Origin of the sequence: Ruegeria sp. HKCCA5929 (assembly GCF_013034525.1) — a bacterium.
GTDB lineage: Bacteria > Pseudomonadota > Alphaproteobacteria > Rhodobacterales > Rhodobacteraceae > Ruegeria.
Window position 1 is genome coordinate 459,011 of the sequence record NZ_WQGE01000003.1, and the last position, 15,126, is coordinate 474,136.

The 15,126-nt window shown below is 55.4% G+C and carries 11 protein-coding genes; 3 read left to right on the top strand and 8 right to left on the bottom strand.

Going from position 1 to position 15,126, the window contains the following annotated elements; all coding sequences use genetic code 11:
• Positions 1 to 12 precede the first annotated feature (12 nt).
• The 4 genes from GOV90_RS10870 to GOV90_RS10885 are packed head-to-tail and all read right to left on the bottom strand — an operon-like array spanning position 13 to position 6,258.
• Positions 13 to 1,287: a folylpolyglutamate synthase/dihydrofolate synthase family protein gene (locus GOV90_RS10870; RefSeq protein ID WP_171094896.1), complete on the bottom strand. Its 1,275-nt coding sequence runs from the start codon at positions 1,285 to 1,287 to the stop codon at positions 13 to 15.
• Positions 1,284 to 2,213, bottom strand: a complete 930-nt coding sequence (gene accD / locus GOV90_RS10875; protein WP_171172847.1) for an acetyl-CoA carboxylase, carboxyltransferase subunit beta — start codon at positions 2,211 to 2,213, stop codon at positions 1,284 to 1,286. The genes GOV90_RS10870 and accD overlap by 4 nt, the downstream gene beginning before the upstream one ends.
• 60 nt (positions 2,214 to 2,273) lie before the next feature.
• Positions 2,274 to 3,158, bottom strand: coding sequence for a CPBP family intramembrane glutamic endopeptidase (locus GOV90_RS10880; protein WP_171094900.1), 885 nt, complete (start codon positions 3,156 to 3,158; stop codon positions 2,274 to 2,276).
• Positions 3,151 to 6,258: an ABC transporter transmembrane domain-containing protein gene (locus tag GOV90_RS10885; protein ID WP_171094903.1), complete on the bottom strand. Its 3,108-nt coding sequence runs from the start codon at positions 6,256 to 6,258 to the stop codon at positions 3,151 to 3,153. Before GOV90_RS10885 ends, GOV90_RS10880 begins: the two co-directional genes overlap by 8 nt.
• 249 nt (positions 6,259 to 6,507) lie before the next feature.
• Here GOV90_RS10885 and GOV90_RS10890 point away from each other — a divergent pair, with 249 nt between their 5' ends.
• The 3 genes from GOV90_RS10890 (at position 6,508) to GOV90_RS10900 (ending at position 9,245) form a co-directional block, all read left to right on the top strand.
• A complete protein-coding gene (locus tag GOV90_RS10890) occupies positions 6,508 to 7,269 on the top strand; it encodes a DUF6478 family protein (RefSeq protein WP_171094904.1) in 762 nt (253 codons plus the stop codon).
• Positions 7,270 to 7,280: 11 nt separating this feature from the next.
• Complete coding sequence (locus GOV90_RS10895) at positions 7,281 to 7,640, top strand: hypothetical protein (protein ID WP_171094906.1); 360 nt, start codon at positions 7,281 to 7,283, stop codon at positions 7,638 to 7,640.
• Positions 7,641 to 7,718: 78 nt separating this feature from the next.
• Positions 7,719 to 9,245 (top strand): MFS transporter, encoded by a 1,527-nt coding sequence (locus tag GOV90_RS10900; protein ID WP_171094908.1) that lies wholly within the window; start codon positions 7,719 to 7,721, stop codon positions 9,243 to 9,245.
• A 112-nt stretch (positions 9,246 to 9,357) separates the two neighbouring features.
• Here the strand turns inward: GOV90_RS10900 and GOV90_RS10905 are convergent, their stop codons facing one another.
• The 4 genes from GOV90_RS10905 to GOV90_RS10920 form a co-directional block, all read right to left on the bottom strand.
• A complete protein-coding gene (locus GOV90_RS10905; protein WP_171094911.1) occupies positions 9,358 to 10,698 on the bottom strand; it encodes a S41 family peptidase in 1,341 nt (446 codons plus the stop codon).
• 6 nt (positions 10,699 to 10,704) lie between these two features.
• The gene (locus GOV90_RS10910; RefSeq protein ID WP_171094913.1) at positions 10,705 to 11,835 is read right to left on the bottom strand and encodes a murein hydrolase activator EnvC; all 1,131 of its coding nucleotides are present in this window, start codon (positions 11,833 to 11,835) and stop codon (positions 10,705 to 10,707) included.
• A complete protein-coding gene (gpmI, locus tag GOV90_RS10915; RefSeq protein ID WP_171094915.1) occupies positions 11,832 to 13,349 on the bottom strand; it encodes a 2,3-bisphosphoglycerate-independent phosphoglycerate mutase in 1,518 nt (505 codons plus the stop codon). The genes GOV90_RS10910 and gpmI overlap by 4 nt, the downstream gene beginning before the upstream one ends.
• 102 nt (positions 13,350 to 13,451) lie before the next feature.
• Positions 13,452 to 15,122: a sulfatase-like hydrolase/transferase gene (locus GOV90_RS10920; RefSeq protein ID WP_171094917.1), complete on the bottom strand. Its 1,671-nt coding sequence runs from the start codon at positions 15,120 to 15,122 to the stop codon at positions 13,452 to 13,454.
• Between the last annotated feature and the right edge of the window lie 4 nt (positions 15,123 to 15,126).

Sequence of the window (15,126 nt, forward strand, 5' to 3'; positions counted from 1 at the left end):
ACAGAAGAAGTGTTAGCCGTTTTCGCGCAAAACATTGCCTGCAAGGTAGAGCGAGCCGCAGATCAACACACGAGCTTGAGGGTCTTGGCTTGTAATTGACGCCAGCGCGTCTGACACGCTGCCTGCCGTAGACGCGGGCAAGTCAACTTTTGCCGCAGCAGTCGCCGTTTCTTCTGCGCTGAGTGTCGCGGCTTCACCCGGAATTGATACCGCAGTCAGGCTTGCGGCTTGTCCGGCAAGCGGTGCGAGATAGCCTGTCACGTCTTTGGTATTGAGCATACCGCAAATCATATGCGTCGGTTTCTGTGGCAGTTTGGCCAGCACATCAGCCAGCGCAATTCCTGCAGCCGCGTTATGACCGCCGTCCAACCACAGCTCGGCCTGTGGTGCCTGTTCGATCAACGGGCCGGTTTTCAGACGCTGCATACGGGCGGGCCATTCGGCTTTGGTCACGGCAGCCTCATAGGCATCATCACCCATATCCAGATGGCGCAAAACGGCCAGGGCTGCGCCCGCATTCTGAATTTGGTGCGCGCCCAGAAGGTTGGGCGATGGAAGATCCCGCAATCCGGTTTCGTCCTGATAGATCAAGCGTCCGTTTTCCTCATGCACGTGCCAATGTTGACCATGGACCAATAGAGGCGCGCCGAGCCGTGCGGCCGTGTATTCGATGACTTCGAGGGCTTCGTCCTGTTGAGGCCCAACGATGCAGGGCACGCCGGGTTTTATGATCCCAGCCTTTTCGGCGGCGATCTTGCCCAAAGTGTTGCCCAGAAACTGCTCATGATCGATCGAAACCGGCGTAATCACAGTCACTGCAGGGTTTTCGACCACGTTGGTAGCGTCCAGACGCCCGCCCAGGCCAACCTCAAGCAGAGTATAGTCAGCTTTCTCTCGGGCAAAGGCCAACAAAGCCGCGCAGGTCGTGATTTCGAAATAGGTAATGTTTTCACCGCCATTGGCGGCGTAACATTCGTCGAGAACTGCGGTCAGATCGGTTTCTGAAATCAGGTCTCCGGTAAGACGGATACGCTCATGAAACCGCGCCAAGTGGGGCGAAGTATAGGCATGTGCTGAATGCCCTACCCCTTCGAGCCCCGCGCGGATCATGGCCTGAGTCGAACCTTTGCCGTTGGTTCCGGCAATATGAATGACAGGAGGTAGTTTGAGCTGTGGATTATCCAGCGCTGCCAGCAAACGCCAGACGCGGTCCAAGGTCAGATCAATGATCTTGGGGTGCAACGCCATCATTCGATCAAGAATGGCGTCAGATGTCTGAGCGGTCATTTCTGGCCGGTCTCTTCAGCAGCGACTTCTTCGGCTATTGCCGGTTCCGGCGCAGGCAGATCTCCCTTGATCGCCGGGGGTTGGTTCATCAGCATCCGTGTGATGGTGATCAGCTCTTCGCGCATTTCGGTGCGTTTGGTAACACGGTCCAGCATGCCGTGATCCAACAAGTACTCGGCGCGTTGGAACCCTTCGGGCAGCTTTTCCCTGATCGTTTGTTCAATCACACGTGGGCCAGCAAAACAAATCAGCGCGTTGGGTTCTGAGATATGGACATCGCCCAACATGGCATAAGACGCGGTCACACCACCGGTGGTGGGGTGGGTCAGAACGACGATGTAGGGCAAGTTCGCCTCTTTCAGCGTCTCAACAGCTACGGTTGTCCGCGGCATTTGCATCAGGCTGAGGATACCTTCCTGCATCCGAGCGCCACCTGCGGCAGAAAACAGGATCAGCGGGCGCTTGAGCTTTACGGCCTCTTGCGCGGCGGCAATGATCGCGTTGCCGACATACATGCCCATCGACCCGCCCATGAAAGAAAAGTCCTGCGCTGCTGCGACAATTGGGGTGCGGCCAATTTCGCCCAAAGCAACCAGCATCGCTTCTTTTTCGCCAGTCTTCTTCTGGGCTGCCTTCATGCGGTCAGGGTATTTTTTCTGATCGCGGAACTGCAGCGGATCGTCCTTGGGGGCCGGGACGTCAACCTCGGTGAAAACACCGCCATCAAACAGGTGCTTGAACCGGTCACGCGGGGTAATCGCCATGTGGTGACCACATTGGGTGCAGACGTTCTGGTTCTCGGCCAGTTCGCGGTGGAACAGCATCGTCCCGCACTCGTCGCATTTGTGCCAGAGGTTTTCCGGCACTTCACGGCGCGAGAAAATCGAGTTGATCCGGGGGCGGACGTAGTTTGTGATCCAGTTCATGTCGGAACCTTGGCTTTTACGGTGTTGACGTCAAATAAGACGCAACGGAAGGAAATGCAATCAGCGCCTGAGCGCAAGTCGCGCGGCCAGCCAACAAACGAACATCATGACCAGATCCACCAACAGCCAAGGCCGCAGCTGTTCTGCGTCGGACGTGTCAAAGGGCAAGACAAACAGAGCTAGCCCGCTCAGACTGTCGGGTAGAGAGATGAACAGCAAAGCGATGACATTGTTGAAGAAATGCAGGGCTATGGCAGGACCCAAAGTTCCAGCTCGGGCCGTCAGATCCGACGCTAACAGACCAAAAACAAAGGCCCAAAGCGCAATCAACAGCGCGTTTCCACCCGCCGCGTCGGGCGCATAGTGACCCACCGCAAACAAGATAGATGGCACACCCATCCAAATGATCGGTGAGTTGAACCGGGCTGCAAGGGTTTGCTGGATATAGCCGCGAAACAGGATTTCTTCGGCGCTGACCTGAATCAGGACGGCAAATGCCGCAACTGGAAGCAAAAGCACCCATGTGGTCAGCGGCAATTTTTGGGTCAGTTCCCCTCCCATGCCGTAGGGAGGCAGCAGAAATCCGATGACACCGAGTATCAGCAAGGCTTTCAAAACGCTTACAAACTGCGTCACGGCCAGACGTCGTTCACCTAAGATGGACCATAGTGTTCGGTGTTGCATCTTGCGTGCCGCCACGGCGACACCGAACGTTATGAACCCGAAACTGACCAACAACAGAATCAACGCCAGAGGCGAGCTTCCCGCCAAAAGCTCCTGCGCCCATTCGTTCGGGCCCATCGCCACGAGTGCAGCGAAGAAAACCATGTTCAGCAGGCTTACCAACACACCGATGAGCAAAAGACCCACAAGCAGGCGCCACAGTTCTGGCCGCCTACGCGCGGTTTCCGTCAAATAAGCATGCGGGAAATAGGCCTTAGACATGGTTATTCGAACTCTCTGGCTCTTCTTCCTGTGTGACTGTAGGCAGCAATTCCTCTGGGTTTTGGGCAGCGGATATTCTGTTGGACAGCGTTGTCAGGTAACCCGCAACTGTTCGAAGCAACTGCGTGGCAACGTTTGCGTCGCTTTCCACCACTGCGCGCAGCTCTTCGGCCCCGATACGCAGGAAAAGACAATCCTCTGTCGCGACAAGATCCAATTGACGGTCTTCACCTGTGATGATCGACAAGTCACCAATAAGGCGACCCGGTTCAATGATCGAGATTGGGCGTCGTGTTCCGTCTTCGTTGAACCAATCCAAACGAGCCTGACCCGTAATGCACAGATAAGCGGCGTCCGGGGCCTGACCACGCGAGAAGATGACCTGCCCGGCCTTGACTTCATACCATTGGGCCGAGAAAGCCAGCAGCCGTTGATTGCGCCCGTCCAGACCTGAAAACAATTCTGTGGCCGATAGAATTTCAAGCTTCCGGCTCAGATCGTCAGTTGTTCCAGCGGTATCTTCATGTTTGGTTCGGGATACTCCGTCGATCCTTCCGTCCTTGATTTCTACAAACAGATCATAGGCTTCGGGATGGGCGAAATGATCTTCCATAAAGATCATGATTGAGTCCGGCAAAAGCTCTCGCAGTTTCAGGCGGGTCCGCAACCGGCTTTCTGAATCGTGGCTGGCCAGCGCCTTGTCCAGAATCAAAACATCGGGGCGCTTAATTCCGGCGCGTGAAAATGCGGCGCGTTCCTGAAAGACAGTCGGCAGGTTGTTCCCGCCCAGACCAGAGGGCAGATCATAGATAATGGCGGCAGCTCTGCGGCGCAGGCCCGCTTCGTTCATAGCCTCGGCCACCACGTCTTCGATTTCTTCCGCATGTGCGCCCGCCAATAAGGACACGCGCCCATAGATCGCATTTTCCATCACTGTCAGTCGCGGGACATATAGATCAGGAGTGACAGGCGTAAACAGCCCATCCATTGCGTCACGCAACCTCTCGGCGTGGCTTTTGCGGATCGTCAGGATCTTGTCCTTGTATTCCTCGGGGAAATCCGGGCCGATCTGCTCGGCTGTCAGCAGGAAAGGCACAGTCAGCAGCAAGGCGTGGTCTTCTTGGCTGAGTTCCGTTTCACCTTTGGCTTTGCGCTGATCTTCTATGTCGAGCAACCGGTGAAACATGTCTTTCGACATGCCAAGCCGCAGGAACAGGGGGTGATCCGCGCCGTCCCGTCCGAATGTTTTACCGAGTGTGTCCAGAACCGCGTTGGAAATGCTCAGAGCCTCGTCCGCCAAATCATGTACGCTGAGCATTTTTACAAAACGGGCGTCCTCGACCAGAAAGTCAGGAGAGATATCGCGGGACGGCGCGGCAAAAAGCAGGTTACCACCCAATGGAACCGCCGGATTAAATCGTTCCGGATCGAAACGATAGACATACCGGTCCAGACCTTTGGCTTTCAAACGCTCGGCAATCGTTTCCCGAAGGTTGACCACTTCCTGCGCCAAAACGGGGTGAATTTCAGGATTAAACTGCGTGCGCAGTGTACGACGGAACATGAACTCGTCGATGCCCATGGCTTCGACAAGCTGGAACCACCAATCGCGAATATCCTCGATACCGTCCAGACCTGCGAGACCGGGATCGATCCATTCATCGTCCAGCGAATCTGGGGGATTACCGGACCGGACTGCTTCAATTTGCTTGCGGGACGGCGTTCTCTGAGTTTCAGCGCCATGCTGGGGATGTGTCCGCAACGGCATCATCAGGTTATCGCCCAGCGTTCCATCAAACAGATAGGGCCGCGAATAGGCATAGCCAATCCGGGCCGCAATCACAGCTTGGTGCAAGTCATTCAAGTTGTGGCCGGAAACGATTACGTCCCCCTGTGCAGGCAAAATCTCACGGGTCAAAAGCTGACCCAAGGCACTTCTTTCCGCAGCGTGAGAAGACTGGATCGCAACGCGCGCGCCGTGCGGGATAGTCAGGTCCAGATCTTCGAGAATTGTTTTGCCGTCGCTATCGCGCACCGTCACGTTGCGCAGCTCAATTGCCCCATCCAAGCGCGGGATCGCTTCGGGTTCTCCGGAAAACAGCTTTTCGGGTATCATGTTGTCGGGGGCGAACCGTTCAGTAACGACCTCCCACCGCAGAGACATGTCCTGAACCTGATTGTAATAGGTCAGCAAATCCTTCCATGGGCCACTGAGGTCCTTATAGGCCCCAAGTGCTGCAACCAAAGCACCCACCGTCACCTCACCCGTGATCGCCAGATAGCCGCCCACAGAATAGAACAGGAACGGCGTCATCTGAGTGATCAGATTGTTGAGGAACTTCATGAAGAATTTCTTGTTGTAGATCTTGAAACGGATCTCGAACAATTTCCCCAAACGGTCGCTGAACTGGGCCAGACGATAACGCCAGCCGCCATTGGTGCGCAGGTCACTGATCCCCGCAGCGCTTTCACCGATTTCCGAGCTCAGACGCCGGACTTCCTGAATACGGTCTTTGTTCAGCAGGTTGATTTGTCGTTGCAATTTGGGGATCAGCCAAGCCTGTAACGGGATCAATGCGATACTGGCCAGCCCGAACCACACGCTTTGCATGAACAGGAACGTGACAATGGTCATCATCTGGCCGAACTGAAACACGGGCTGAGCAATCGCATCGCCCATCAGTCCACCCATCGGCTCAGCCTCGGATGTGATCATCGAAACCAACTCACCCTGACTGGTCGTAGCGAAATAGGATTTTGGAAAGCGCATCGAACGCTCAATCAGCGTAAAACGCAATCGACGCAGCATACGCTCGGCCAGGACACCCTTCATCGTATTGATGCGCATCTTCATCAAGCCGCTGGCGATCACCGTGCCCAGAAACGCTACGCATAGTATCAGCAGGTAGTGGACTTGCGATACCGTGATACCCCAAATGGTAACCGTATCACCCGGAGCACCGATGGCATCATTGATGATCTGCTTGGGCAGTTCCAACGAAGCATAGAGGAACGGAAATGACAGCACTGTCAGCAACAACAAGACCAATTGCTGTTTCTTCGAGTACTTCCAAATAAAAGAAAATAAAGTGGGCTCCATTAACTGGCCTTATCGATAGCTAAACGGATGTGTGGCTAAAACTGGGTGACCCATGTTGCAGGGCCCGACGGTACGCTCTGACCCTGCGCTTTGCAAGGCAAGACCGGCACGCACGCATCCGTTCGCGCCTAACCGAATTTTGCTTTGCGCCCAACTGAAAAACGCGGGTCGAAGATCGCAATTTCGTTATTGCGGGTTTGTTCCCGAAGGCGTCTTGACTAAAGAGGCTGTGTATCGGACGACGAGGCCATGGGCAGGATTCTGGATCGCTATCTTTATCGCAAGACTCTGGACCGTTGGCGGCGGGCTGCACAGCGTGTGCAAAACGCAGGACAAGCGGACCTACGTCAGCAGCGTGATCAGGCGCGCGCATTGCGAAGCCATCTTGATCAGTTGATCCAAACAGCCGATTCTCGTCTTATTCGCCCAAAGATTGGGTCCATGCAGTTTGCCAAGCCTGTCGGCACGGACTGGAGTTGCAGACCAGACCTGTGGCGCGGACCGTTGGCGCAACCCGGCGTTGCTTCGGCCCTGCGCAAAACGGCACTTGATGCGCACGTCAACCTGTTTCATGACTGCCCCCTGTCCGAGATTACAGTGCGCCAAATCCGAAATCGGGATACAGGCGATCTGGCCCCGTTCAGTCTGTCCGTTGAAGTCTTTAGTTTCGAAGGCTCATTTCTTTCGGTGTCCGTCGATCTGCCGGGCGACGCAACGCAGAACCTTACGCGTGAGCATTTGATACGGATGGAGACCGTAATTGACTGCGAACGATCCACCGGGCTGTTCGCGCGCCTCAATATTCAACACGGTCCCAATTCTGAACAGGTACTGCGCCAGTTGAGCGCGTCTGACGCCCAAAACACCGTAGATTTCGATCTGGCCCATCTGCCCCTGAATGAACGCCGGATCGAAAAGATCTGGGTAGATTTGATCTTTGAGACCCCAAGCATGAACCGGATGGTGGTGCGGGACCTGACGTTCTGCCGCTTCCATCGCGCCGATTTGTGAGGCAATCGGATATGACACAAACCAACTTGACCTTCATCCGGTTCGAAAATGGACTCTGGCAAGCACATGTTCAGGCTGGACAGGAACCTACGATTGAGGTGCGATATCGCGGCGAACTGCTGGAAAACGTTAATCTGGCACCCAACGAAAACGGGTGGGATTTGAACATAACGGTGCCTGTCTCAGCTCTGTCTGAGGGTGTCCACAGCTTTATCATCGCCGATGCAGCAACAGCGGACAAGCTTGGAGGTTTCACCATCATCGCCGGTGAACCCGCGGCAGAAGACCTAAGAGCCGAAGTCGCGTTGCTGCGGGCTGAACTGGACATGCTGAAACGCGCGTTCCGCCGGGTTTGTCGGGGCGACGACTAAGCCCGACTAAGCCAAGTCTCTATCTTTTATACCAATTTCCGTGCATCATGGGCGTATTCAAAACGGATCGCGCCCGATATGGATCGCAGTAGTATTGTTAAAGTCATCGCGTTGATGGTGACAGGTTTTGGCATCGGCATCGATTTTACCGGTGCTCTGATGCTGGTCCCCGCGATTGAAAACAGCTTTGATGCCGATATCACCAGCACCCAATGGGTTTTGAATATCTACGCCCTGTTTTTTGCGATGACCATGGTCGCCGGAGGACGACTGGGCGATATGTACGGTCATCGAAAGATGATGATCATCGGCCTGTGCATTTTCCTGTTTTCGTCGGTGATGTGCTTTGTCTCGCCCAACCTTGATTTTTTGATCCTGGCGCGTGCGTTGCAAGGCATCGGCGCTGGCTGTGTTTGGCCCTGCACACTTGCGTTTGGGGCGACTAAAGTGTCCAAACCTGAACATCGGGCCCTTGTAATGGGGCTCATTCTGGCAGGTGTGACCACCGGCAATGTATTTGGCCCAATGATCAGCGGATTGGCTGTAAACTTGGGCGAATGGCGGTATTTCTTCCTGGCCAACGTCGTCTTCTCCTGCATTTCGATGGCTACCGCCCTAATCCTGATGGAGCGCGAAACGCAGCACAAACAGGACGAGCATCTCGACTTGGCTGGCATGGGCCTGTTGGCGTTTGCCGTTTTGTTCCTGCTGTATGGGTTGGATGTTGGCGCGGATTGGGGATGGACGTCGGTACCGTTGTTGATGCTTTTTTTCATCAGCGCCGTGCTTTTCCTCTTGTTCCCCAAGGTAGAAAAACGCGTTACCGAGCCTTTGCTGCTGCCGCAAATGATGCAGAACCGTCAATTCAAGATCACGCTTGGCCTGAATATGTTCAACGTTTCAGCCGCCTTTGTTGGGTTGCTCTATTTTCCTCAGTATATGCAAAAAGTGCTGGGCTGGTCGGCATTTGAATCCGCATTGGGGCTTGCTCCGCTGACCGTTTTGCTGGCGGTGGGGTCGATTGTTTCAGGCACGCTGTACAATGATTTCGGACCCAAACGGCTGCTGTTCTGGGGTTATATGATTGCCACAATCGGTGCCGCGACCGTTGTCATTCTGCCAAGCGATCTGGGTTACTTCAGCATTCTTCCGGGCATGGCGATGATCGGTTTGGGAGCGACCCTGACCGTCGGACCATCGGGTACAGCTGCCGTTTGCGCCGTCAAGCCTGAGCGGGCCGGACTGGTCGGCGGGCTAAGCTTTATGACCCATCTGGTTTACGGAGCCATTTCCGTCGCCTGTGCCACTGCTGTTATGTACGTCGTCAGCTTGTCCAAACTGCGTGATGGCCTGCATGCCGCCGGTATCAAACTATCTGAGACCGATTTAAGGGCAATCAACGGCAGTACACTGGATACGGCTTCTGCACATGCGGTGATCAGCCGTTTGAGCGCCGGCGATTTGGCAAAGGTTCAATCCGCCTTGTCCGATGCTTTTAACAGTGGCATGAGCATGGCGTTTGTTTTTTCGACAATATCCGTATCGGTGGGTATCGTGCTGGCGCTGTTGTTGGACGAAAAGAAACTGCACAAGATCGAGAGCTAGGGCGCTTTCAAGACCCGCTGACTCTCGCGATCCCGACCAGCGCCCTATTCAGAAAAGCAACCAACTGCGCATTCAAATAAAAAGGGCCGCGTTCATCGCGGCCCTGATTGAGTTATTGAGAAGGTCCATTCGGGTTGAACGCGGACAGGCCCTTGAGGATGTCAATGGCATAAGCCAGTTGGTAATCCTCTTCCCGCAGTTCAGCCGTCGCTTCAGCCTTGGCGCGGTCTTCTTCAATTTGGCGAATTTCATCCTCGCTCAGGCTGTCATTGTCCAGGCTGCCACGCAGCTCGGCCTCGGACCGGGTAAAGCGGCTGTCCTCTTCCTCTTCAGTCTCGGGCTGCGGACGCGGTTGTTCCACGATGATATCCGGGCTGACACCCAGGGCCTGAATAGAACGACCCGATGGAGTGTAATAACGCGACGTTGTCAGGCGCATGGCCCCGTCACCGCGCAGCGGCATGACTGTCTGCACAGACCCCTTACCAAAGCTTTTCGTACCCACCACGATTGCGCGTCGGTGGTCCTGCAAGGCGCCTGCCACAATTTCGGACGCCGAGGCTGAGCCACCGTTGATCAGAACAACGATTGGTTTACCTTCGGCCAGATCGCCCGGCGACGCATTAAAGCGCTCACCCTCTTCCAGGTCGCGGCCGCGGGTCGAAACGATTTCTCCTTCGTTCAGGAACGCATCCGACACTTTGATCGCCTGCGTCAGCAAACCGCCCGGGTTATTGCGCAGGTCCAGGACAAATCCATTGACCTTGTCAATGCCACCGGCTTCTTCGATCTGTTCCTGCAAACCTTCTTTAAGGTTCGGGAAGGTCTGGTCGTTGAACGTGGTCACTCGCAGAACCACGCTGGTGCCTTCGGTGCGCGCACGAACAGCCGTCAGTTTGATCGTATCCCGGATGATTGTAACGTCGAACGGGTCCGGCTCACCCTCACGAACGACGGTGATCACAATCTCGGAACCCACCGGGCCACGCATCAGGTCAACAGCCTTATCCAACGTAAGGCCCAGAATGCTTTCGCCATCGACATGAGTGATGAAGTCACCAGCCTCAATTCCGGCTGCGTCGGCAGGGGTGTCGTCAATCGGCGATACGACTTTGACAAAACCGTCTTCCTGCGTGACTTCGATACCAAGCCCGCCGAACTCACCCCGGGTCTGCACGCGCATCTGTTCGGCATCGTCGGGCGACAGATAGCTGGAATGCGGATCAAGCGAGGTCAACATGCCGTCAATGGCGGCCTCGATTAGTTCCTCGGGTTCGACCTCTTCGACATATTGCGCGCGGATGCGTTCAAAAATGTCGCCAAACAGATCCAGTTGTTCATAGACGCTGGCCTTGTTTTCGGCCTCCTGCGCCAGCAGGGGTCCTGCAATCTGTGTCGTTGCAAGAATACCTGCCAAAGTTCCGGCCAGACCGGCCATCACAAATCTCTTCATACTCGCTTATCCATCCTTGTCGGTCCGGAACCATGTTTCCGGGTCCACGGGGCTATTGTTTTCTCTTACCTCTATATAGAGCGTTTCTGAGCGATCAGTTCCAGTGCCATCACCGCTTGTTGACAATATTGCGCCAATTTCTGGCGTTTCACCGGGCATCAAACCCACCGGAGTGCCTTCGGGGATCACTTGCCCGGGGTTGCCATAGACCTCTTGCAAGCCGGAAAACACAAAAAGCAGCCCAGGCTGCGGTTCAAGAATGACCAGGTTCCCCAGATCCAATAAGGGGCCTCGATAACGGATCGTGGCCGCCGTGGGTGATGTGACCAAGGCGCGCGGACGTGTTCCCAGCACCAAACCGGCGCGTGTCACCCCTGCGGCATCCGTTTCACCAGCCTTATGCAACAAGACGCCCTGAACCGGCAAAGAAATCTGCCCTTTCTGACCTGAAACATTCGCATCGGTTTCAACAATCTCACCTTCCGAGATTTCGGACAGACCACTAGCAAACCCATCCAACGTTTCCGTTGAAGAGATCAAAATGGCCGTGCGTACCGGATCTTCGACAAATCGTCTGGGCAGATCCGTGCGATCGGCGATGGCCTCGCTCAGCCGCGTGCGCGCATCTTGCACCCCACTGAGACCTTCGGTCAGAGTTTCCGAAGCGCTTTGCTGTAACAGACGCAATGTCTGCACCTCGTTCAAATCATCTGCCAGAGCCTGCGCTTTGGCGTTCAAGCCAGGAGTGACCTCGGACAGCATCATACCGGCCCGCGCCGCACCCAATGGGCCCGAAGGGTGCAACATCAAGACCGGAGGTTCTGTTGTTTCGATGGTTTGCAAGACGCCGATCAACTGTCGGACATCCTTTTCGCTAGCCCGAAGTTCGGCGCTTAACTGAGCTTCGCGAGTTGCAGCTTGGCGCAGCCCTTCCCGCATCGCGCTCAATCCCGCCTCGTAGGCCTGGATCGTTTGGGTAAGCGCGCGCACGCGATCTCTTGCACTGTCAGCGTCGGCAAGCGAGACAGAGGCTGCTTCCAGCATCTCTGCCGCTTCAAGCGCCGCCTGCGACGAGTCGGTCTGGGCCAATGCTGAAGTTGCTGAGATCAGAAAAGCCGTAAAGGCCACCAGTTTCATGACAATAGGCTTTCCCCAGTCATCTCGGGGGGTTTTGGCAGGCCCATCAACTCAAGCAGTGTGGGGGCCAGATCCGACAAACGCCCCTGCCGCAATTGCGCCCCTTCAGGCCCACCGACCAGCGCCACAGGCACAGGGTTCAGTGTGTGGGCGGTATGCGGTCCACCCGTTTCGGGATCAACCATCATTTCGCAATTGCCGTGATCGGCAGTGATAATCATCGCACCTCCGGCTTTTTTCAGTGCCGCTACGACTTGCGCCAGACCTTGATCCACGGCTTCACACGCTTTGATCGCCGCATTCAGATCACCGGTATGGCCCACCATATCAGGATTGGCATAGTTCGTGACAATCAGGTCATAGCCGTCTTCGATAGCCTCGACAAATTTGGCGGTCACCTCAGCCGCCGACATTTCGGGCTGCAGATCATAGGTCGCAACCTTTGGCGATTTCGGCATAAAACGGTCTTCACCCTGTTCAGGCGTCTCTTTGCCGCCGTTCAGGAAGAAGGTTACGTGTGGGTATTTCTCGGTTTCAGCCAACCGGAACTGGCGCAGCCCCTGTTTGGCCACCCATTCCCCCAAAGTATTCACGATGGCCCGTTTGGGAAAAACGGTGGTCATATAGGCGTTGTGTCCGTCCGAATATTCGACCATGCCCAGCAGCGCCGAGAGAGAGGGCCGCGGCCCTGTGTCAAAGTCGGAAAACCCGGGCTCTCCAATGGCCCGCAGGATTTCCCGCGCCCGATCAGCACGAAAATTAAGGCAGAAGAACCCGTCGCCATCTAGAACGCCCGTGTAACCTTCAACAACAGACGGGGTGATGAACTCGTCAGACTCAGACTGGTTATAGGCATGATCGACCGCACCATGGGCGCTGTGCGCCGCCCTTCCCTGCCCTTTGGTCATCGCGTCATAGGCTTCGCTGACACGTTCCCAGCGATTGTCCCGGTCCATGGCAAAATAACGTCCGCAGACGGTCACAATGCGCGCGTTTTCAGGCAAGCGCTCTTCCAGTTCCGCGATATAGGTCAGCGCCGATTTTGGTGCTACGTCCCGCCCATCGGTGACTGCGTGCAGCGCAACTGGGACACCCGCATCGGTGATCGCAGTCGCTGCGGCGACGATATGGTTCAGATGCCCATGCACGCCCCCGTCCGAGACCAGCCCCATCAGATGCGCTGTCCCGCCCGCCGCTTTCACTTTGGAGATAAACTGTTGCAGGGCTTCATTTTCGAAAAATGAGCCGTCTTCGATAGCCAGATCGATCTGACCCAAATCCATGGCGACAACGCGACCTGCGCCGATATTGGTGTGGCCAACTTCTGAATTGCCCATTTGTCCACTTGGCAGACCTACATCGGGGCCATGGGTGATCAGCGTTGCATGAGGGCTATTGGCCATGATCGCATCAAAAGTCGGCGTATTTGCCAGATACGGCGCGTTGGCTTTGGTGTCGTCGGACAGCCCCCACCCATCGAGAATGCACAAGACAACAGGTTTGGGCGCGGCCATAGAGTTTCTCCGATTACTGCTCGTGCGCTTCTTCTATCGCCTTGCCTTCGGCGGGTGAACCACCTTTGGGCAGGTGAAAAAGATTTAATAGACGCAGAGGCTCTATCCCTTGAGGTAGCTCTTGTATGGACGTGCCTTTCGATTGCGGTACTTCACAGTAAGGTCCAAAGGCGCGTCATTTTCATCATACACACCCAAGACAATGCCTCGGCCTCTGCTTTTGGTACGCATGTCGATCAATTGCTGTTCCGACCTCGTGGTGCGTTGTGACGGTCGCCGCGCCCATGCGAACAGGTGATCATACATTTCAGCGATCACGTTTGCATGCTCTGTGCTGTTGCCCAGATCATTCAGTTCCTGAGGATCGTTTTCCAGATCAAACAGGATCGGTCTGTGCCCGCCCTCGCAATGGATGAGTTTCCACTTTTTGTTGGCCACCATGAACATCACCGCTTCGCGAACCGACACTCCTACGATATCAGCGATCGGTGAGCCTGAGTAATCGTATTCGCAGATGACAAAGTCCCGGGGCACCTCTTCTGCGGACCCATGCAGGATGGGCAGCAACGAATGACCTTCAAGGATATGAGTGGCAACGTCACCGCCTGCCAGATCAACAAAGGTTGGAGCCAAATCGATGGACTCGACCAGCGCATCACTGACCGTCCCACGAGTCGCATCAGCCTCGGGCGATGGATCATAAATGATCAGCGGCATTTTGGTCGAAGCATCGTGAAAAAACGTCTTCTCACCCATCCAATGATCACCAAGAAAGTCACCGTGATCCGAGGTTAGAACGATCATCGTGTCGTCCATCCGCCCGGTTTCTTCCATCCAGTCGAACAGACGCCCCATCTGGTCGTCGGCTTGTTTGATCAAGCCCATATAGGCTGGGATCACCGCCTCACGCACATCCTGTCGGGAAAAGGTCTGACCAATCTTTGTGTCCATGAAAGCCTTGAGTACCGGATGCGCGTTTTGCCGTTCAGCCTCGGATCGCACTACGGGCAAAACATGTTCTGGACCGAACATTGAGGCATAAGGTTCTGGCACGATGTAAGGCCAATGCGGTTTGATAAAGCTCAGGTGGCAGCACCACGGGCCATCATGCGTTTCCATAAACTCGATACCGCGCCCTGTCAGATAGGGCGTTTCGCTGTCGTCTTCGGAGATATTTGCGGCTTCCGGCGCGTTTTTCAAAAACCAGCCGGACAGAACATTGCCGTCTTCATCCAAACCTGAATTGGCAAAATCATGCCATGGATTGTCGCTCTCATACCCCTTGGCCTTGAGGAACTTGTTGTACTCCTTCGCTCCGTGCGGATCGTAAAACCCGTCGGGACCCTCGGGCAGCATACCGTCATCGCGTTCGAACACGTCAAAGCCGCATTCGGCAACCCGGGCACCAATCAGGCTGTCGGGTTCCAGCCCTAACCGCGCCATGCCTTCTGCGTCCGCCCGCATATGAGTTTTGCCGACCAGCCAGCAGTCCATTCCCGCCTTGCGAAGATGATCACCCATCGTGATCTCGCCGACTTTGAGCGGAATACCGTTCCAAGACGCCCCATGCGAATGCACATAGCGCCCGGTATAGGTAGACATGCGCGAGCTGCCGCAGATTGGTGACTGAATGTAAGCCCGGTTAAACCGCACGCTTTTGGCTGCCAGGCGATCTATGTTTGGCGTGTGCAGGTGCGGATGCCCGTAACAGCTCAGGTAGTCCCAGCGTAGCTGGTCGAACATGATGAACAGGATGTTTTTCGCCTTGGCCAACGCG

Excerpts from the sequence above, each read along its gene's own strand:
- GOV90_RS10870 (WP_171094896.1), bottom strand. The coding sequence starts at position 1,287 with ATGACCGCTCAGACATCTGACGCCATTCTTGATCGAATGATGGCGTTG.
- accD (WP_171172847.1), bottom strand. The coding sequence starts at position 2,213 with ATGAACTGGATCACAAACTACGTCCGCCCCCGGATCAACTCGATTTTC.
- GOV90_RS10880 (WP_171094900.1), bottom strand. The coding sequence starts at position 3,158 with ATGTCTAAGGCCTATTTCCCGCATGCTTATTTGACGGAAACCGCGCGT.
- GOV90_RS10885 (WP_171094903.1), bottom strand. The coding sequence starts at position 6,258 with ATGGAGCCCACTTTATTTTCTTTTATTTGGAAGTACTCGAAGAAACAG.
- GOV90_RS10890 (WP_171094904.1), top strand. The coding sequence starts at position 6,508 with ATGGGCAGGATTCTGGATCGCTATCTTTATCGCAAGACTCTGGACCGT.
- GOV90_RS10895 (WP_171094906.1), top strand. The coding sequence starts at position 7,281 with ATGACACAAACCAACTTGACCTTCATCCGGTTCGAAAATGGACTCTGG.
- GOV90_RS10900 (WP_171094908.1), top strand. The coding sequence starts at position 7,719 with ATGGATCGCAGTAGTATTGTTAAAGTCATCGCGTTGATGGTGACAGGT.
- GOV90_RS10905 (WP_171094911.1), bottom strand. The coding sequence starts at position 10,698 with ATGAAGAGATTTGTGATGGCCGGTCTGGCCGGAACTTTGGCAGGTATT.
- GOV90_RS10910 (WP_171094913.1), bottom strand. The coding sequence starts at position 11,835 with ATGAAACTGGTGGCCTTTACGGCTTTTCTGATCTCAGCAACTTCAGCA.
- gpmI (WP_171094915.1), bottom strand. The coding sequence starts at position 13,349 with ATGGCCGCGCCCAAACCTGTTGTCTTGTGCATTCTCGATGGGTGGGGG.